This window comes from Roseomonas acroporae (assembly GCF_023223525.1).
Taxonomy (GTDB): Bacteria; Pseudomonadota; Alphaproteobacteria; order Acetobacterales; family Acetobacteraceae; genus Roseomonas_E; species Roseomonas_E acroporae.
In genome coordinates this window covers 81,807-100,098 of the sequence record NZ_JALPRX010000038.1, presented here as the reverse complement: position 1 = coordinate 100,098, position 18,292 = coordinate 81,807, and the positions used below count along the sequence as shown (strand labels likewise).

General features: G+C 74.6%; 15 protein-coding genes. 5 read left to right on the top strand and 10 right to left on the bottom strand.

The window, feature by feature from the left end; all coding sequences use genetic code 11:
• Nucleotides 1-6 precede the first annotated feature (6 nt).
• The 6 genes from M0638_RS10255 to M0638_RS10230 all read right to left on the bottom strand — a co-directional run bounded on the left by M0638_RS10255 (nucleotide 7) and on the right by M0638_RS10230 (nucleotide 6,909).
• A complete protein-coding gene (locus M0638_RS10255) occupies nucleotides 7-996 on the bottom strand; it encodes a tripartite tricarboxylate transporter substrate binding protein (RefSeq protein WP_248666885.1) in 990 nt (329 codons plus the stop codon).
• A gap of 104 nt (nucleotides 997-1,100) precedes the next feature.
• Nucleotides 1,101-1,934, bottom strand: a complete 834-nt coding sequence (locus M0638_RS10250; RefSeq protein WP_248666884.1) for an SDR family NAD(P)-dependent oxidoreductase — start codon at nucleotides 1,932-1,934, stop codon at nucleotides 1,101-1,103.
• Nucleotides 1,935-1,959: 25 nt separating this feature from the next.
• Nucleotides 1,960-3,501, bottom strand: a complete 1,542-nt coding sequence (locus M0638_RS10245; RefSeq protein WP_248666883.1) for an acyl-CoA synthetase — start codon at nucleotides 3,499-3,501, stop codon at nucleotides 1,960-1,962.
• 7 nt (nucleotides 3,502-3,508) lie between these two features.
• Nucleotides 3,509-4,486, bottom strand: a complete 978-nt coding sequence (locus M0638_RS10240; protein WP_248666882.1) for a Bug family tripartite tricarboxylate transporter substrate binding protein — start codon at nucleotides 4,484-4,486, stop codon at nucleotides 3,509-3,511.
• 270 nt (nucleotides 4,487-4,756) lie between these two features.
• Nucleotides 4,757-5,938: an acyl-CoA dehydrogenase family protein gene (locus tag M0638_RS10235; protein ID WP_248666881.1), complete on the bottom strand. Its 1,182-nt coding sequence runs from the start codon at nucleotides 5,936-5,938 to the stop codon at nucleotides 4,757-4,759.
• 20 nt (nucleotides 5,939-5,958) lie between these two features.
• On the bottom strand, nucleotides 5,959-6,909 hold the full coding sequence (locus M0638_RS10230) for an NAD(P)H-dependent flavin oxidoreductase (RefSeq protein ID WP_248666880.1): 951 nt from the start codon (nucleotides 6,907-6,909) through the stop codon (nucleotides 5,959-5,961).
• A 195-nt stretch (nucleotides 6,910-7,104) separates the two neighbouring features.
• Between M0638_RS10230 and M0638_RS10225 the strand changes: the two genes are divergently transcribed.
• The 3 genes from M0638_RS10225 (at nucleotide 7,105) to M0638_RS10215 (ending at nucleotide 10,572) form a co-directional block, all read left to right on the top strand.
• Nucleotides 7,105-8,007 carry an IclR family transcriptional regulator gene (locus tag M0638_RS10225; RefSeq protein ID WP_248666879.1) on the top strand — a complete coding sequence of 301 codons (903 nt, stop codon included), beginning with the start codon at nucleotides 7,105-7,107 and terminating at the stop codon, nucleotides 8,005-8,007.
• Nucleotides 8,008-8,143: 136 nt separating this feature from the next.
• On the top strand, nucleotides 8,144-9,679 hold the full coding sequence (locus M0638_RS10220; protein WP_248666878.1) for an acetyl-CoA acetyltransferase: 1,536 nt from the start codon (nucleotides 8,144-8,146) through the stop codon (nucleotides 9,677-9,679).
• Between the two features lie 89 nt (nucleotides 9,680-9,768).
• Complete coding sequence (locus M0638_RS10215; protein ID WP_248666877.1) at nucleotides 9,769-10,572, top strand: enoyl-CoA hydratase-related protein; 804 nt, start codon at nucleotides 9,769-9,771, stop codon at nucleotides 10,570-10,572.
• 214 nt (nucleotides 10,573-10,786) lie between these two features.
• Here M0638_RS10215 and rsmI read toward each other — a convergent pair whose 3' ends face one another.
• Nucleotides 10,787-11,713: a 16S rRNA (cytidine(1402)-2'-O)-methyltransferase gene (rsmI, locus tag M0638_RS10210; protein ID WP_282571943.1), complete on the bottom strand. Its 927-nt coding sequence runs from the start codon at nucleotides 11,711-11,713 to the stop codon at nucleotides 10,787-10,789.
• A gap of 149 nt (nucleotides 11,714-11,862) precedes the next feature.
• Here rsmI and M0638_RS10205 point away from each other — a divergent pair, with 149 nt between their 5' ends.
• Nucleotides 11,863-13,020, top strand: coding sequence for a penicillin-binding protein activator (locus M0638_RS10205; RefSeq protein ID WP_408903306.1), 1,158 nt, complete (start codon nucleotides 11,863-11,865; stop codon nucleotides 13,018-13,020).
• A 383-nt stretch (nucleotides 13,021-13,403) separates the two neighbouring features.
• Nucleotides 13,404-14,921: an ATP-binding protein gene (locus M0638_RS10200; RefSeq protein WP_248666875.1), complete on the top strand. Its 1,518-nt coding sequence runs from the start codon at nucleotides 13,404-13,406 to the stop codon at nucleotides 14,919-14,921.
• Between the two features lie 562 nt (nucleotides 14,922-15,483).
• On the opposite strand, the gene M0638_RS10195 is transcribed toward M0638_RS10200, so the two are convergent.
• The 3 genes from M0638_RS10195 to M0638_RS10185 form a co-directional block, all read right to left on the bottom strand.
• On the bottom strand, nucleotides 15,484-15,798 hold the full coding sequence (locus M0638_RS10195) for a YdhR family protein (protein ID WP_248666874.1): 315 nt from the start codon (nucleotides 15,796-15,798) through the stop codon (nucleotides 15,484-15,486).
• Nucleotides 15,799-15,824: 26 nt separating this feature from the next.
• Entirely contained in the window at nucleotides 15,825-16,994 is a 1,170-nt protein-coding gene (locus M0638_RS10190) for a Rieske 2Fe-2S domain-containing protein (protein WP_248666873.1), read from the bottom strand.
• 139 nt (nucleotides 16,995-17,133) lie between these two features.
• Nucleotides 17,134-18,072 (bottom strand): LysR family transcriptional regulator, encoded by a 939-nt coding sequence (locus M0638_RS10185; RefSeq protein WP_248666872.1) that lies wholly within the window; start codon nucleotides 18,070-18,072, stop codon nucleotides 17,134-17,136.
• Between the last annotated feature and the right edge of the window lie 220 nt (nucleotides 18,073-18,292).

Sequence of the window (18,292 nt, the reverse complement as noted above, 5' to 3'; positions counted from 1 at the left end):
CCGCGCTCAGCCGGCGCGCAGGTTGAGACGGCGCACCAGCGCCTCCTCGTCGCGCGCCTGCTGCGCGATGAATTCGCGGTAGGCGGGGCCGTCGCGCAGGTCGAGCGCCATGTCGTAGCGTTCCAGGATGGCGAGGTGCGCCGGGCTGCGGGCGGCCGTCGTCATCGCCTCCTGCAGTCGGCGCACCACCGCCGGGTCCATCCCGGCCGGGCCGACCACGCCGTAGGGCGAGGTGATCACCAGCCCCTCGTAACCGAGCTCGACCAGGGTCGGCACGTCCGGCCAGCGGCGCACGCGCTGCGCCGTCCAGACGTTCAGCCAGCGCACCTTGCCCTCCTCGGCCAGCCCGCTGGCGCCGGAGCCGCAGGACATGGCCTGGATGTGGCCGCCGAGCAGCGCCGGCAGCCCCTCCGCCTCGCCGCGGAAGGGGACGTGCGTCACGTCGATCCCGGCGCGCTCGGCGATCTGCACGTTGGCGAGGTGCGGCGTGCCGTTGGCGCCGGTGTTGCCCATGTTCATCTCGCCCGGCCGGCGCTTCGCCGCCGCCACGAAGTCGGCCCAGCTCCTCCACGGGCTGTCGGCCGCGACCGCGATGCCGAACATGTAGCCGGTGAGGTGCAGGATCGGCGTGAAGTCCCGCTGCACGTCGAAGGGCAGGGTCTGGAGGAATTGCAGCCGGATGCAGGGGGCGGTGAGCTGCGTCAGCGTGTAGCCGTCCGGCCGCGCGCGCGCGACCTGCGCGGCGCCGAGCGTGCTGCCGGCGCCCGGCTTGTTCTCCACCACCACGGGCTGGCCGAGCACGCGGCCGAGCTGCTCGGAAAAGACGCGCATCTGCGCATCCGTGGTGCCGCCGGCGGGGAAGGGCACGAGCATGGTGATCGGCCGGTTCGGGAAGCCGGCCGCGCCGCCCCCTTGCGCCCGCGCGCCGCCGGCCGCCAGCGCCGCGCCGGCCAGGCCGAGGGCGGCGCGCCGCCCGATGCCGCTGCTACCGCTCATCTTCCGTTCCTCCCCGTTGCACCCATCCTGCCATGCGGGCACGTCCCTGTCCCGCGCGGGAGCGTATCCTGCGGCGGGGCCGGCGGACCGGCCCCGCCGGCCGCCTACGGACGGCCGCCCGCGACCACCAGGGTCTGGCCGGTGACGTAGTTCGATTCCGGGATGCAGAAGAGGTAGACGGAACCCGCCGCCTCCTCCGGGCGGCCGCCGCGGCCGAGCGGGATGGTGGCCTCGGCGTTCTTCAGCGCCTCGGGCCGGACGCCGACCTTGATCTCGCGCCCCTCGATGTCGATCGTGGCGCCGGCGCCGGCCACCGCCTCGGTCAGCCGCGTCATGATCAGGCCGAAGGCGACGGCGTTGACGTTGACCTTGTAGCGCCCCCACTCCTTGGCCAGCGCCCGCGTCATGCCGGAGATGCCGGCCTTGGCGGCGGAGTAGTTGGCCTGGCCCGCATTGCCGAACACGCCGGAGGTGGAGGAGATGTTCACCACCTTGCGGAACACCTCGCGCCCCTCGGCCGCCTCCTTCTTCGCCGCCTCGCGGATGAAGTCGGCGGCCGCGCGCAGGATGCGGAAGGGCGCCGTCATGTGCACGTCGATGATGGCGTACCACTGCTCGTCCGTCATCTTCTGGATGACGTTGTCCCAGGTGTAGCCGGCATTGTTGACGATGATGTCGATGCCGCCGAAATTCTCCAGCGCCGCCTTGACGAAGCGGTCGCCGAAATCGGCCTCGGTCACGCTGCCGTTGCAGGCGACGGCCTGGCCGCCCAGCGCGCGGATCGCGGCCAGGGTCTCCTCGGCCGGCGCCGGGTCGAGGTCGTTGATCACCAGCGCAGCGCCTTCGCGCGCCAGCTTCAGCGCAATCTCGCGCCCGATGCCGCGGCCGGAGCCGGTCACCAGCGCGACCTTGCCCGCGAGCTTGCCTTCGATGGCCATGTGCTTTCCCCTGTCTCGCCGCCCGTCAGGCGGTCGTCTCCGTCCGCCGCGGCAGCGACGCCGCGCGCAGCTCGTTCTTCATCACCTTGCCGACCTTGGAGAGCGGCAGCGCGTCGCGGAACTCCACGGATTTCGGCACCTTGTAGCCGGCGATCAGCGCGCGGCAGTGCGCGCGGATCGCCGCCTCGTCGAGCGCCGCGCCCTCGTGCGGCACCACCACGGCGTGCACCGCCTCGCCCCAGTGCGGGTGCGGCACGCCGATCACGGCGCAGGCGCGCACGCCGGGATGGCTGCCGATCGCGTTCTCCACCTCGGCGGAATAGACGTTCTCGCCGCCGGTGATGATCATGTCCTTGAGCCGGTCGACCACGGTGATGTAGCCGTCCGCGTCCATCCGCGCCGCGTCGCCCGTGTGCAGCCAGCCGTCGCGCAGCGCGGCGCGCGTCTCCTCCGGCCGGTTCCAGTAGCCCAGCATCACGTGCGGGCCGCGCACCAGCACCTCGCCCACCGTGCCGTGCGGCACCGTGTTGCCCTCGGCATCGGCGATGCGCAGCTCGGTGTTGCAGTAGGCGCGGCCGGTGACGCGCAGCCGGTGGCGGTTCTCCGGCAGGTGGTTCTCCGCCGGGTTGAAGGCGGCCACGGCCCAGTTCTCGGTCATGCCGTAGGCCTGCACGAAGCCGATCGCCGGCAGCAGCGCCATGGCGCGGTCGAGCAGCGCCGCCGGGATCGGCGCCGCGCCGTAGGTGAGGCGGCGCAGCGTGCGCAGCCGCTCCGGCCGGAATTCCGGATGCTCCAGCAGCGCCGAGAGCATGGTCGGCACCAGCATCACGTCGGTCACGCCCTCGCGCTCGATCGTTTCCATCAGCGCGACCGCGTCGAAATTCTGCAGGAACACGCCGGTCGAGCCCGCATGCAGCTGCACCAGCATGCCGCCGAAGCCGGCGACGTGGAACAGCGGCGCGGTGTGGAGCTGCACCCGCTCGCGCCCGGTCGGGATGTCGGCGAGCCGCCCGACCAGCGCCGACCACATGTTCCGGTGCGACAGCATCACGCCCTTCGGCCGCCCCGTGGTGCCGCCCGTGTAGAACAGCGAGGCGAGCGCATCCCCGCCCTGGCGCAGATCCTCGGCCGGCGCCGCCGCGCGCAGCAGCGGCTCCAGCGCCGGCACCGCGTCGCCCTCCGCCTCGCCGGTGCGCAGCAGGTGCCGCAGCCCAGGCGTGCGCGCGGCCTCGGCCAGCGCCAGCAGCGAGGGATGCGCCACCATCACCGCCGTCTCGCAATCCTCCAGCGAGAAGGCGATCTCGGCCGGGCTCCAGCGCGTGTTGACCGGGTTGACGACGCCGCCGATCCACCAGGTGCCGAAGGCGAGGTCGAGCCAGTCGTCGGTGTTCGGCGCCAGGATCGCCACGCGGTCGCCCGGCTGCACGCCGAGGCCGCGCAGCACCGTGCCGGCCCGCGCGGCGCGGTCCGCCAGCTCGGCCCAGCTGCGCCGCCGCCCGCCGGAGACCACCGCCACGCGGTCGCGCTGCTGCTGCCGGCCGCGATGCAGGCACTGCGTCAGGTACATGGGCGCGCTATTCCACCGTGATGCCGGTGCGGTTCACGAGATCGACCCAGCGCGCCTTCGCCTCGCGGATCGATTCGCGGAAGCGTTCCGGCGGCTGCCAGTCGATCAGGAAGTCCTGCTCCAGCAGCACGCGGCGCACCTCCGGCCGCTCCACCGCCTCGCGGAACGCCTCGGCCAGCTTCGCGATCACCGGCTGCGGCGTGCGCGCCGGGGCGAGCAGGCCGACGAAGCCGGTCCAGTCGAAGTCGCGCGGATAGCCCAGCTCGATGAAGGTCGGCACGTCCGGCACGGTGGGCACGCGGCGCGGGCCCATCGAGGCGAGGCCGCGCAGCTTCCCCTCGCGGAAATACTGCTTGCAGGAGGTGATGCTGACCAGCGCGCAGTGGATGCGGCCGCTGAGCAGGTCGATCAGCTCCGGCGCCTCGCCGCGATAGCCGACATGCGTCATGCCGAGCTTCTCGAGATCGGAGAAGTACTGCGAGAACACGTGGCCGGTCGAACCCGGCGAGTAGGAGCCGTAGCTGAACGGCGTGCCCGCCGCCTCCGCCGCCCTCGCCTTGGCGATGAATTCGGCCAGCGTCGCCGTGCCCAGCTCCGGCCGCACCGCGAAGACCAGCGGCGTGCCGCCGAGCTGGCCGATCGGCGCGAAATCGGCCTCGGCATCGTAGGGCGAGCGGCGGAACACCACCGGGCTCTGCACCAGGCTGCTGAGGGCGAAGACCAGCGTGTTGCCGTCCGGCGGCGACTTCGCCACGTACTCGGCGCCGATCATGCCGCCGGCGCCGGCACGCGATTCCACCACGAAGGGCTGGCCCAGCCTCTCGGCCATCGACGCGGTGACCAGGCGCGCCCAGACATCGGTGGCGCCGCCCGGCGGATAGGGTACCACCACGCGGATCGGCCGGTCCGGCCACGTGCCCTGCGCCCGCGCGGCCCGGACGGTGACGAGGCCGGCCGCGGCGGCCAGCACGCTCCTGCGGTACATTCCTGTCCTGCTTCCTTCCCTGTGCTTACCAGCGGGGAGGGCTCCGCCCTCCCCGTACCCCTCCGGCCAGGGGCGCCGCCCCTTGGCGATCCCCGCTGGGGGCGAAGCCCCCCGGACCCCCCGTTGGTTTTCGAACCCCGACGGTTCAATCCGCGAGGCCGTTTCCCTGAACGGGGTTTCCAAAGGGGCTTCGCCCTTTGGTGGGAGGGGGTGCGGGGGAGGGCAACGCCCTCCCCTGCCGCCGCGGCGCCCCGATGCCCGTGCGCCGGGCTAGAGGGTCCGCCCGATGATCTCCTTCATGATCTCCGAGCTGCCGCCGTAGATCCGCGCCACGCGCGCATCCGCCCAGGCCCGTCCCACCGCGTACTCGCTCATGAAGCCGTAGCCGCCGTGGACCTGCAGGCACTCGTCGATCAGCCGGTTCTGCAATTCGGAGGAGACGAGCTTGGCGTTCGCCGCCATCTCCACCGAGAGCCCGCCCCTGAGGTGCAGGTCGAGGCAGTAGTCCACGAACACCCGCAGCATGGTCGCCTGCGCGCGCACGTCGGCGAGGCGGAAGCGCGTGTTCTGGAAGTCGAACACCGTGCCGCCGAAGGCCTGGCGCTGCTTGGCGTAGGCCACCGTCTCCTCGAGGATCGCCTCGATCGAGGCGGCCGCGCGCACCGCGATGATCAGCCGCTCCTGCGGCAGGTTGTGGATCAGGTAGCGGAAGCCCTGGCCTTCCTCGCCGAGCCGGTTGGCCACCGGCACGCGCACCTCGTCGAAGAACAGCTCGGCCGTGTCCTGCGCGTGCAGGCCGATCTTCTCCAGGTTGCGCCCCTTGGTGAAGCCGGGCGTGCCCTCCTCGACGCAGATCAGGCTGATGCCCTTGCGCCCCGCCGCCGGGTCGGTCTTGCAGACCACGATGACGAGGCCGGAATTCTGCCCGTTGGTGATGAAGGTCTTGGAGCCGTTGATGACGTAGTGGTCGCCCTCGCGCCGCGCCGTGGTGCGCACCGCCTTGAGGTCGCTGCCCATGCCGGGCTCGGTCATGGCGATGGCGCCGATCGTCTCGCCGCTCGCCATGCGCGGCAGCCAGTCCCGCTTCCGCTCCTCGGTGGCGTAGGCGAGGATGTAGGGCGCCACGATGTCGTTGTGCAGCGGGAAGCCGACGCCCGAGGTGCCGTAGCGGCCGATCTCCTCGATCAGCACGGCGGAGTAGCCGAAATCGGCGCCGGCGCCGCCGTATTCCTCCGGCATGGTCGGGCAGAGCAGGCCCTGCGCGCCGGCGTGCCGCCACACCTCGCGCGGCACGATGCCGTCGCGCTCCCACTGCCGGTGGAAGGGCACGACCTCGCGCTCGAAGAAGCGGCGCACCTGGTCGCGGAACAGCTCGTGCTCCGCGTTCAGCACGGTGCGCGGCGGCAGGTAGCCGGCGCCGGCCTGGGGCGCGGCCGCGGGATTGGTGTCCATGTCGTCCTTCCTCCCGCGGCTCAGGCCGGGACCGTCTCTTGGCGGCGCGCGAAATCCGCCTCGGCCGCGACCGCCTCGCGGTACTCGCGCGCGAGCCGCTCGCAGAGCGCCGCCGTGGCCGGCACGTCCTCGATGGCGCCGACGCCATGCCCGGCCGACCAGATGTTCTTCCACGGCCGGTGCTCGGCATCGACGTGGACGGTCGGCTTGGGCGGCAGGTTCTCGGGGTCGAGCCCGGCGGCGACCAGGCTCTGGCGCAGGAAATTCGCGTTCACGCCGCTGATCGCCGGCGTGTAGATCACGTCCTTCGCCTTCGCCTCCAGCACCATCTCCTTGTAGGTGTCGGAGGCCATGCTCTCCTGCGTCGCGATGAAGCGCGTGCCGATATAGGCGAGGTCCGCCCCCATCAGCCGCGCCGCCGCGATGTGCGCGCCGGTGGTGATGCTGCCCGAGAGCAGCAGCGTGCCCTGGAAGATCTGCCGCAGCTCCGAGAGGAAGGCGAAGGGGCTGAGCAGCCCGGCATGGCCGCCCGCCCCGGCCGAGACGGCGATCAGCCCGTCCACCCCGGCCTCCGCCGCCTTGGCGGCGTGGCGCAGGTTGATCACGTCGTGGAAGACGAGGCCGCCATAGGCGTGCACCGCGTCCACCAGCTCCTTCACCGCGCCGAGCGAGGTGATGACCAGCGGCACCTTCCGCGCCACCGTGGTGGCGAGGTCCCCGTCCAGCCGCTTGTTGGAGCGGTTGACGATCAGGTTCACGCCGTAGGGCGCGTCCTGCGGGCCGAGCCGGCCGGCGATCTCGTCGAGCCAGTCGGCATAGCCCTCGTTGGTCCGCTGGTTCAGCGAGGGGAAGGTGCCGACGATGCCGCCGCGGCAGGTCTCCACCACGAGGTCGGGGTTGGAGACCAGGAACATGGGCGCGGCGACGGCCGGCACGCGCAGCCGGCCGTGGAACGGGGCGGGAATGGGCATGGTCCGTTCAGCCCCGGCCTGGCGCCGCGTGGAAGCGGGCCGCGAGGCGCGCGCGGATTCGGTGCATGACCGGGTCCTTTCCTGTGTTTCCTCTGCCGGGCGATCCTAGGCACTCGTACGTGTTCCGCCTAGCAAAATCATTGGTCCGCCACGCAATGCCGGGCTAGGCTCGTCGTCCAGGCAGGGCGGGGCGGGATGGAAAGCAGGGCCAGCACGGGCGGCAAGCCGGCGAGGCAGGGCGCGGGGGACGACGCCGGCGGCGGGGACGGCGACGCGCGCCGGTCGCGCTCCGCCGTGCGGCTGATCTACGACCACCACGATCTCGGCCCCGCCCACGCCAGGGACCGGAAATTCGTCTGGGCCCTGGCGCGCGGGCTGGAGATCCTGCGCGCCTTCCGCCCCGGCCAGGGCGCCCTCGGCAACAACGAGCTGGCGGCGCTGACCGGGCTGCCCAAGCCGACCGTCTCGCGCCTGACCTACACGCTGACCGAGCTCGGCTATCTCAGCTACGTCCCGCGCCTCGGCCGCTACGAGCCGGCGGCGCCGCTGCTGGCGCTGAGCCATCCGGTGCTGTCCAACCTCGGCCTGCGGCAGGTGGCGCGCGACCACATGCAGGCGCTGGCGAACGCGGCCGGCGCCTCGGTCTCGATCGCCAGCCCCGACCGGATCAGCATGATCTACCTCGACACCTGCCAGGCCAGCTCGCTGACCCGGCTGCGCCTGGAGGTGGGCAGCCGGGTGGAGATGGTGCGCTCCTCGGTCGGCCGCGCCTGGCTCGCGGCGATCGGCGAGCGGGAGCGCGCCCTGCTCTACGAGCGCTTCGCCACCCGCTACCAGGAGGAATGGCCGGCGCTGCGCGACCGCGTGGAGGACGCCATCGCCCAGATCCGCGCACGCGGCTTCTGCCTCGTGGACCGGGAATGGGAGCCGGACGTGCGCGCGGTCGGCGTGCCGCTGGTCTCGCCGGACGGGAGCACGGTGCTGGCGATGAATTGCGGCGCGGGCGGGCTGGTGCTGGACGTGGCGCGGCTGGAGTCGGAGATCGGGCCGCGGCTCGTGCATCTCGGGCGGATCATCGCGCCGGCGCTGGGGCGCTGAGAGCCGTCCGGGTGGCCGGCGGCGGGATGGCGAGGGCTTCCGTGCCGGGAAGGAAAGGCCCGCCGGACCGGCCCGCGGGCCGGTCCGGCGGCAACGGGGGCGACACCCCGGACGCGATCGGGAGGAGAGGATCGGCATGGCAGCGGACGAGGACCGCATCCCCGTCATCATCGGCGTGGGCGAGATCAAGGACCGCCCGGCCGAGCCGCGGGAGGCGCTCGAACCCGCCGCCCTGATGGCCGAGGCGCTGCGCCGCGCCGCCGGCGATGCCGGCGATCCCGGCCTGCTCGACCGGCTCGACAGCCTCGACATCGTCAATTCCGTCTCCTGGCCCTACCCCGACCTGCCGGCGGCGCTGGCCGCGCGGCTCGGCCGCCGCCCGGCGCGGCTGAATTACGGCCCGATCGGCGGCGAGAGCCCGGTGCGCTTCATCCACGAGGCCGCCGGCCGGATCGCGCGCGGCGAGAGCGCGGTCGCGGCCGTGACCGGCGCCGAGGCGGCGCACGCCGTGGCCGCCGCGCGCAAGGCCGGCGTCGCGCTGCCCTGGACCGCGCCCGACCCGACGGCCAGCCGCGTGCGCGACCGCAGCTACCTCCGGCCGCTGGCCCGGCGGCTCGCCGCCTCCGAGCCGACCAACGTCTACCCGTTCTACGAGAACGCCACCGCCGCCGCCTGGGGCCTGACCCCGGCCGAGGCGCTGGCCGAGGATGCCGCCCTCTGGGCCGCCTTCTCGCGCGTCGCGGCGGAGAACCCCGCCGCCTGGATCCGGCGTGGCGCCTCGGCCGAGGAGATCGCGACGCCCTCGCCCGCCAACCGGCCCATCGCCTACCCGTACAACAAGCTGATGGTCGCCAACCCGATGGTGAACCAGGGCGGCGCGGTGCTGCTGGCGAGCCGCGCCGAGGCCCGCCGGCGCGGCATCCCGGAGGATCGGCTGATCCACCTCTGGGGCGGCGCCTCGGCGGTGGAGCCGCGCGACTACCTCGACCGCGACCAGTACGCCGAGAGCCACGCGCAGAACGCCGTGCTCGACGCCTGCGGCCGCATCGCCGCCGAGGAAGGCGCCGACTTCTCGGTGCTGGAGCTGTACAGCTGCTTTCCCTGCGTGCCGCGCATGGCCGCGCGCCGGCTCGGCCTGCCGCCGGACGCGGTGCCGACCACCACGGGCGGCCTCACCTTCTTCGGCGCGCCGCTCAACACCTACATGACGCATGCCGCCTGCGCGATGGTGCGCGCCCTGCGCGAGCGGCCGGAGGCGACCGGGCTGCTCTACGGCCAGGGCGAGTTCGTCACCAAGCACCACGCGGTGGTGCTCGCCGCGCGCCCCGCCGCGCACCCCGCCGCGCACGCGACCGGCATGCCGCGCGTGGCGCGGCCGCACGGCGTGCAGGACGCCGCCGACGCCGCGCGCGGCCCCGTCCCCGCCTTCGCGCCCGAGCCCGCCGGCGACGCCGCGATCGAGACCTTCACCGTGCTGCACGACCGCGACAGCGCGCCGACGCACGGCGTGCTGATCTGCCGCCTCGCCGACGGGCGGCGCACCCTCGCCCGCGTGCCGGGCGCGGAGGCCGGGACCATCGCGCTGCTCAAGCGTCAGGACCGCTCGCCGATCGGACTGCCGGGCCGGCTGCGCCCGGCCGCGGACGGCATCGCCGACTGGCAGCCGGCCTGACCGGCGGGATCGCCACGCCGGCCCGACCGGCAGGATCGCCACGCCGGCCCGACCGGCGGGATCGCCACGAGAGAACGGGGGAACACGCCATGACCGAAACGCCCGACGGCACGCCGCCCAGCGGCCCGGTGCTGCTCGGCCTGCCCGAGCCGCATGTCGCGCTGGTCACGCTCAACCGGCCGGAGGCACGCAACGCCGTCAACGGCGCGCTGGCCGCGGCGCTCGGCGCCATCGTCGAGCGGGTGGAGGCGGACCCGGAGATCCGCGTCGCCATCCTCACCGGCGCCGGCCCGCACGCCTTCTGCGCCGGCGCCGACCTGAAGGAGGTCGCGGCCGGCCGCGTCCACACCCTGCACACCGAGACCGGCGGCTTCGCCGGCTTCGTCCGCGCCCCGCGCGCCAAGCCCTGGATCGCCGCCGCGCAGGGCCACGCCCTGGCCGGCGGGCTGGAGCTGCTGCTCGCCTGCGACATGGCCGTGGCCGCCGATTCCGCCACCTTCGGCCTGCCCGAGGTGAAGCGCAGCCTGGTGGCCGCCGCCGGCGGCGTGTTCCGCCTGCCGCGCGCCCTGCCGCGCGCCGTCGCCCTACGGATGATCGCGACCGGCGAGCCGCTCGCCGCCGCCGAGGCCGAGCGGCACGGGCTGCTCAACCGGGTGGTGCCGGCGGGCGAGGTGCTCGCGGCGGCGCTCGACCTCGCGCGCCGCATCGTCGCCAACGCGCCGATCGCCGTGCGCGAGAGCCTCGCCATCGCCCGCCGCGCCGGGGAGCTGGACGACGAGACGCTCTGGCGCCTCAGCCGCGAGGCCAGCGCCAGGATCCGCGAGACGGAGGATTTCCGGGAAGGGCCGCGCGCCTTCGTGGAGAAGCGGGCGCCACGCTGGGTGGGGCGGTAGAGCGGATCGCCGGCCGGAGCGTTTGCAAGCCGGGCGTACTCAACCGGCGACCCGGAAAATGCGAAAAACCGGAAGGCTGGAGCCGTTCCGGCCTGATACGGTCAGGCTGGAACGGCTCCAGCGGCGACGCCCGGCGGCGTGAATCCGCGCGGAAAACGACGGGATGGAGCGGATCGGCGGCGGGGGCGAGGCGGGGGCGGCGTGCCCCCCGGGATCATCCCTCGCGCATCAGCGCCAGCGCCCGGCCGTAGACCTGCCGGCGCGGCAGCCCCGTCGCCTCCGCCACCGCCGCCGCCGCGTCGCGCAGGCTGAGCCCGCCGTCGAGCGCCGCGCGCAGGCGCGAATCGAGGTCCTCCTCGCCCACCGTCTCCTCGGGCGGCGGCCCCACCACCAGCACCACCTCGCCGAGCGGCGGTGCCTCGGCGTAGCGGGCGGCGAGTTCCGGCAGCGTGCCGCGCACCACCTCCTCGAACCGCTTGGTCAGCTCCCGCGCCAGCGCGGCCGGGCGTTCGCCCAGCCCCTCGGCCAGCGCCGCCAGCGTCTCGGCGACGCGGTGCGGCGCCTCGTAGAGCACCAGCGTCGCGGCCAGCCCCGCGCGCTCGGCCGCCCGCAGCCCGGCGATCTGGCGCGCGCGGGGGCCGGCCCGCGGCGGCAGGAAGCCGAGGAACAGGAAGGGGTGCGGCGGCAGGCCGGACAGGGTCAGCGCCGTGAGCGCCGCGTTGGGGCCTGGCACCGCCGTCACCGGCAGCCCCTCGGCGATGGCGGCGCGCACCAGCCGGTAGCCGGGGTCGGAGACCAGCGGCGTGCCGGCATCCGAGGCGAGCGCCAGCCGGTCGCCCCGCCGCAGCCGCGCCAGCACGCGCGGCAACTGGACGGACTCGTTGTGATCGTGCAGGGGTTGCAGCGCCACCGAAACGCCATGTCGCGCGAGCAGGGCGCCCGTTACCCTGGTGTCCTCGCACAGCACGGCGTCGGCGGTCCGCAGCGCCGTCAGGGCCCGCGGGGAAAGGTCGCCGAGATTGCCGATCGGCGTGGCCACCAGGGTAAGGCCCGGCAGCGATGCCGGCGATTCGGGAGGTTCGCTTGCCAGTTCATCCGCCAGGCCGGATCGGCCCGCCTGCCCTTCCGCCTGCCCCGCCATCGGCGCCGCGCCGGGCCCCGCCCCGTCCGCCGGCGTGCCGCGATCCGGCCGCGCCGCCCCGTCGTCCCGCCCGTCTGCTGTCACGCGCCCTGCTCCCGCTCGTCCTGCTGGTTGTCCCGCTGCTGGCCTGTGCGCCGCAATCCCAGCAGGTGGTCTACATGCCCCGGCAGGGGCAGGCCCTGCCGGCCGAGCAGCCGCTGCCGCCGCGCACCCGGATCGGCCTGCTGCTGCCGCTCTCCGGCGGCAACGCCCCGATCGGGCAGGCGATGCTGAGCGCGGCGCAGCTCGCCCTGTTCGAGCAGGGCGACAACACGCTGGAGCTGGCCCCCTACGACACGCGCGGCACCGGCGCCGGCGCGGCCGAGGCGGCGCGCAGCGCGCTCGCCTCGGGCGCGCGGCTGCTGGTCGGCCCGCTCACCGCGGGCGAGACCGCCGCCGTGGCGCAGACGGCGCGCCCCGCCCAGGTGCCGGTGCTGGCCTTCACCAGCGACAGCGCCCAGGCCGGCGGCACGGTGTGGGTGCTGGGCGTCACCCCGGCGCAGCAGGTGCGCCGGGTGGTCGGCGCCGCCCTGTCGCGCGGCGCCCGCCGCTTCGCGCTGGTGGCGCCGGAGGGCGAATTCGGCCGCCGCCTCGCCGCCGCCATGAACGAGGCGCTGGCCGGGCAGGGGCTGCCGGGCCCGGCCGTCGCCTACTTCCCGCCGCGCGGTGACGCCATGGCGGCGCTGCGCAGCATCGCCGTCCAGGGCGGCGCCACCCCGCCGCCCGCCGCGCCGGCGCCCCCGCCGCCGGGCACCCCCGAGGCCCTGCCGCCCGCCGAGGCGATGCCGGCGCCCGAGCCGGTGCGCGCCAGCTACGACGCCATCCTGATCGCCGAGAGCGGCGAGAAGGCGCGGCGCCTGGCGGCCGGGCTGGCCGAGGCCGGCATCAGCGTGCCGGTGCGCCTCCTCGGCACCGCGCTCTGGGCGACGGATCCCGGCCTCGGCAGCGAGCCGGCGCTGGTCGGCGCCTGGTTCCCGGGGGCGGATCCCGTCGCCCAGTCGCAATTCGACGGGCGCTACCAGGCCGCCTTCGGGGAGCGGGCGCCGCCGCTCGCCGGCATCGCCTACGACGCGACCGGGCTGGCCGTGCGCGCGGCGCGCGGCGGGTCGGTGCGCGACCCGGGCACGGGCGAGCTGTTCCTCGGCGCCGCCGGCCCGCTGCGGCTGCTGCCGGACGGGCGCGCGCAGCGCGGCCTCGCCGTGCTGGAGGTGCAGCCGGGGCAGCCGGTGCTGCTGGAGCCGGCGGCGATGCCGGACGCCGGCTCCTGAGCCATGGCCGTCCGCCGGGCCATCCACTGGGCCATCCGCTGGGGGCCCCGCTGGGCCGCCCACGAGGCTGCCCGCTGCGGCGGGCGGCGCGTTGGACCGGGCGGGGGGAGCCTGCGGGAGCGATGGCGGCGGCATGCCGCGGGCGTCGGGACGGAAGGCAGCATGGTGTCCGGGACGGGATCGGGAAGGATGGCGGGCGGCGTGGCCGCCCCAGGGGACGCCCTGGGGGATGCCCCAGGGGACTCCCCAGGGGACGCTCCGGCGCCCGTGCCGGCCGGGCCGCGTCGCGGGGGGCGGCCACCCCGTCATGCCAGGGCGAGGCAGGACGCACGGCGGCCCGCACGGCGGCCCACACGGCGGCCGGTGCGCAGCGGGGCACGGGCATGGCCCTGCTGCGCCTGACCGCGCTGATCGGCGCGGTGCCGGCCGTGGTGCTGGTGCTGCTGCTCGCCGCCGGGGCGGTGGCGACGGGGCCGGGGCTGCTGGCGCTGTTCGCCTGCCTGGCGGCGGCCCTGCTCCTGGCCGGGCTCCTGCTCGCCGACCTCGCGCGCGTCGACGCGCTGCTGGAGGCCGCGCAGGCGCCGCCGGCCGCCACCCCGCTGCCCCGCCTGCCGGAGCTGGCGCCGCTGGCCGAGGGCGTCGTGCGCCTGGTCCAGGCGCTGCGCGAGGGCAATGCCGCGGCGGCCCGGCTGCGCGGCACCGATGCCGGCATCATCGAGGCCCTGCCCGACCCGCTGCTGGTGCTCGATTCCCGGCGTGCCCTGCTGCGCGCCAACCGCGCCGCGCGGGCGCTGATCGGCGCCGCGCCGCCCGACGCCGATCCGTCCGAGCCGCCCGCGCCCCCTGCCGGCGCCGCCGGCCCGGCGGCCAGGCCGGAGGCCGCGCCGGCGGGACAGGGGGCAGGACCAGGGGAGGGCGGGCCGGGCGCGCGGGGCGCGCCCACCCTCCCTTCCCCGACCGGCCGCGCCACGGGCGAATTGGCGGCGCTGCTGCGCCATCCCGTCCTGGCCGAGGCGGCGGACCGGGTGCTGGCCGACAACACGCCGCAATTCGCCGATCTGGTGCTGCCGGTGCCGGTGGCGCGGGACCTGTCGATGCAGGTCATTCCCCTGGCGCCCGACCGGCCCGACGGCGGCCGCCTGCTGGTGCTGCTGGCCGACCGCACGCGCGAGCGGCTGGTGGAGCGCATGCGCGCCGACTTCGTGGCCAATGCCAGCCACGAGCTGCGCACCCCGCTCGCCTCGCTGCTCGGCTTCATCGAGACGCTGCGCGGCCCGGCCGAGGACGACGCCGAGGCGCGGCATCGCTTCCTCGGCATCATGGCCGGGCAGGCGGAGCGCATGCAGCGGCTGATCGACGACCTGCTCGGCCTCTCGCGCATCGAGCTGACCGAGCACACCCCGCCCGCCGGCACCGCCGACCTCGCCGCCATCATCCGCGCCGAGGCCGAGGCGATGGCGCCGATCCTCGCGCGGCGCGGGGCCCGGCTGCTGCTGGAGCTGGGCGAGGCGCCGCCGGCGGCGCCGGCCGATGCCGGGCAGGTGGCGCAGGTGGTGCGCAACCTGATGGACAACGCGGTGCGGCACGGGCGGGAGGGCGGCACGGTGCGGGTCGCCCTCGCCGCGCAGGCGATCCGGCGCCGGCCCGGCGTGTCGCTCGCGGTGAGCGACGACGGGCCGGGCATCCCGCGCGAGCACATCCCGCGCCTGACCGAGCGCTTCTACCGGGTGGACAGCGGCCGCTCGCGCTCGGCCGGCGGCACCGGACTCGGCCTCGCCATCATCAAGCACATCGTCAACCGCCATCGCGGCCAGCTCGCCATCGAGAGCGAGGCGGGCGCCGGCGCCACCTTCCGGATCTGGCTGCCGACGGGCGGGGAACGCGCCGGGGAGGCGAAGTAGGGCATCCTCGATGCCGGGCGTAGGGGCGCCCGGCGCTCCGGAAGAGGCGCCGGATCACGGGCCGGAGCCGTTCCGGCCTGACCGTCCCAGGCCGGAACGGCTCCGGACGCCGCCGGCACGGCTTCGCGCCGCCCGGCGCATCCCCAGGCCGGGTGGACGCACCGCACGGCTCGACGGCGGAGGCGCGAAGAAGGCCAGGGCGGCTTCCGCCTGGTCATGCCGGGCGCAAGCCGCTCCGGCACCGCCGCCACCGAGCCGATGCCACCGCCGGCGAGATGAACGGGACGGCGCGGGCCAGCGCCGAGCAGTCGGCCTCGGTCGCCGCCGCGGCCGAGGAGCAGTCGATCCCGACGAAGGAGATCGGCCGCGCCGTGACCGAGGCGGCGGCCGGGACGCAGGAGGTCTCGCGCCGCACGACGGGCATGACACGGGGCGCCGAGCGCACCGGCGCCGCCTCACGGCCGTCGCCGTCCGCCGGGCGCCGTCCGCCGGACGCTCCCGGCCTCGCTTACGCGATCGCTCCCAGGGGCGAGTTCCCAGGGGCGCGTTCTCTGGGCGACCCCTATTCCTCCGGAACCGTGACCACGCCGCCGGGATTGTCGGTGATGGCGAAGGTCGTGAAGTACTCGATCTCCGGGTACATGCCGTAGCGCTCCAGGATCCCGGCCAGCCAGGACCCCTGGTAGAATCGCTTGGCCTGCTCGATCGACCGCCACTGGTAGACGCCGCCGGCCGTCCCCGTCTCGTTCCAGATGAACTGCTTGCGGATCAGCCCGTCGGCTTCACCGAAGCCCTTCGAGATGCGGAGGAAATGCGCCCGGCATTCCTCCTTGCCGATGCTGGGCGGCAGTCGGTAGCGAACGATCGCCGTGATCATGCTGCTGGTTCTCCCCGTGCGATGCGTCAGAAGCCGCGATCCGGCCGCTCGCCGGAATAGACCCAGTCCGAGCCGCGCTGCCCCTGCGCGATCGCGGTCAGCTCGCGCTTGAACAGGCGGCGCAGCCGGACGATGCAGATGTCGGAATGCGCGAGTCGCTCCAGGCTGCGGTCCACGATCCGGCCCTGGCCCTGCTGCGCCACCGCGTCCTCGATCACCAGCAGTCGCGGATGGTCGAGCACGTCGGACAGGTCGAGCTTGCCGTCCAGGATGTCCTGAGCCACCTCGTGCGCCGGCCGGGCCGCCGCGCAGCGCGCCTGGAAGGCCTGCTGCGCCGCCTCGTAGGCCGGCATCTCCGCCGGGCTGACCCGCGCGTGCTGCGTCATGAACAGCAGGTGGTTCTCGTCATCCGTCGGCACCAGGGTGATGTAGGTGTCGCGCCAGCCGCCGACGCCCTCCAGCCCGTTGAAGCCGGGGATGATGATCCGCATCGTGTTGGGGAACAGGTAGAGGGTCGAGCGCACCGGCCCGCCGGGGACGCGGCTGCGGCGGATCATGCCGAAGGGCGCGTCCTCCGGCCACAGCTCCGGGAGCTGCTGCTCCCGCCCGAGGTCGCGGTGCGAGCCGCCCGGGCTGTGCACGAAGGCGATGTGCACCTCGTCGGTCTGGTTCTCGTAGGTCTGGAACCAGTTGCACGGGAAGAGGTCGCGGGAATTCTCGATCACCCCCTCCTCGGGAAAGGCCGGGAAGGGCGGGAAGGCGGGCGGCTCGCCCTCGCCGAGATAGGCGTAGACCAGCCCCTGGTGCTCCCGGGTCGGGTAGGCGGGGATCCGGATGCTCGGCGCCGGGCCGCAGGGATTCTCGGCCGGCCGCTCCACGCAGGCGCCGGCGCCGTCGAAGCGCCAGCCATGGTAGAGGCAGCGGATGCTGTCCTGCTCCACCCAGCCGGTCGAGAGCTGGGTGCTGCGATGCGCGCAGCGGAAGCCGACCACCCGGGCCACGCCGTCCTTGCCGCGGAACAGGGTGAAGCGTTCCCCCATGATGTGGATCGGCTTCGCCTTGCCCGGCTTCAGCTCCCTCGAGACGTAGACCGGCTGCCAGAAGCGCCGCAGGAAGATCCCCCCCGGGGTTCCCGGCCCCGCCGAGGTGTAGTCGACATTGCCCAGACGGGCGCCGACCTCGTCCATCTCCGCCATCCCTCATCCCTTGCGATGGACGAAGGCTAGAATCCGCCGGCGCGCCCGGAGAAGCCCGGGACCGCTGCCATTTCCGCAGGCTTTCATAGCCATGCTGATATCAGTCCCCGCCGCCCCCGGCCGGGGCGCGGCGGCCGCGTCAGCCGCTCTCCTCCTGGCCGGCGCAGGCCGTCCGCAGGCAGTTCAGGAACAGCGTCTCCGCCGGCGACAGGCGGCGCGAGCGCAGCCGCGCGACGCAGACCGACCAGCCGGCCGCATCCCCCTCCAGCGGCAGCACCCGGGCGACGCCCAGCTCGGCATCGAACCAGCGGGCGAGCCGCAGCGGCAGCGCCGTCAGCATCCCGGCCTCGCGCACCAGGCTGACGACGTAGTGCAGCTCCAGCGCCTCGACGATGATCGGGGTGCGGCCGGGCGCGTGCAGCAGCAGGTTGCGCTCCACGATGCGGCGGGTGGAGGTCTCGGCGGGGATCATCGCCCAGCGGTCCTCCACCAGGTCCTTCCAGTGCAGGCGCCGCCGCCGGGTGTGCGGGTGCCCGGGCGCCGCGAGCACGCCGATCTGCTCCTGGTACAGCACCTCCACCACCAGCTCCTCGTTGGCGAACTGGCGCACGTCGAGATGGGTGATGACGAGGTTGTAGCGCCCGCGGACGAGGTCCGGGATCAGCCCCTCGGCGAAATTCGCCCGCAGCCTGATCACCAGCTTCGGCGCCTGCTCGTTGGCGAGCTGCACCGCCCGCACCAGCAGCGGCGGCGAGAAGCCGCCCTGGATGCCGATGTCGACGGCGCTGCCGATCCCCTGCGAGAGCGCCTGGAAGTCCGCCTCCGCCCGATCGAGCTGGCCCAGGATCTGCTCGGCATGCCAGATGAGGTTCTGGCCGAGCGGCGTCGGCATGACGCGGCGCGTGGTCCGCTCGAACAGCCGGGCGCCGAGCAGCGCCTCGATCTCGGCCAGCCCGCGCGAGATCGCGGATTGCGAGGTGTGCAGCACCTCGGCGCAGCGGCTTATGCTCAGCTCCCGCGCCAGCGTCTCCAGGAGCCGCAGGTGGCGAATCGTGAGGTTCTGCTTGAAGGTCACCATCGCCGGCGGCGCGTCCCCAACCCGCCAAGGCCGGAATTCATAGCATCGCCGCTATGGATGGATACCAAAAAAGCAAGGGCGCGCCGCTTCTTGCACGACAGGCCGCCCCTATACTCGCGGGGTGCCGGGAAGGGATCCGAAACAGGGCCCGCCGCACGGGGAGAAGGCGGCTCCGCCATCGCCGACGGTGCGCCGCCCGGCGCCGGGCCGCACGCCACCG